1 pseudogene is annotated in these 393 nt (G+C 53.9%); it reads right to left on the bottom strand.

The features are described 5' to 3' along the window. A pseudogene (locus tag B2T33_RS00230) lies at positions 1-224 on the bottom strand (anthranilate synthase component I); the annotation flags it as partial. Between the last annotated feature and the right edge of the window lie 169 nt (positions 225-393).

Genomic DNA, 393 nt, shown 5'->3' with positions numbered 1-393 from the left:
CAGCGCCAGATCAGGTCGGGTTTGAGCCCGAGGAAGGAATAACGTCCGCGGACCGATCCGCCTTCAACAGATTCAAGCAAATAGGTGTTTGGCATGCCTTCGGCGATCTTGAGAAAGGCCGAGACCGGCGTATCAAGATCGGCGGTCAGCGAGGTCCAGAGAACCTGTGAGATGCCGTTGTCGTAGTTTTGCTTGAAACTGGTGAAATCCGGTTTGATTTCCATGATCTGTCCGATGGTTGGGCTTGGTCGGTTTGGCGATGGCGTCTTTGAGATAGAAAAAGGGCGACCGGATTTTCCGGTCGCCCCTGGATGCGTATCAGTTGGCAGCGGTCGGCTGATAAAGCTCGTTGATCACGCTGTTATTGACGCTGACCGAGATTTCCTCGTTCAG

This window comes from Thalassospira sp. UBA4513 (genome assembly GCF_002388495.1).
In the GTDB taxonomy this organism is placed as follows: domain Bacteria; phylum Pseudomonadota; class Alphaproteobacteria; order Rhodospirillales; family Thalassospiraceae; genus Thalassospira; species Thalassospira tepidiphila.
This window is presented reverse-complemented; position numbering and strand designations above follow the sequence as displayed.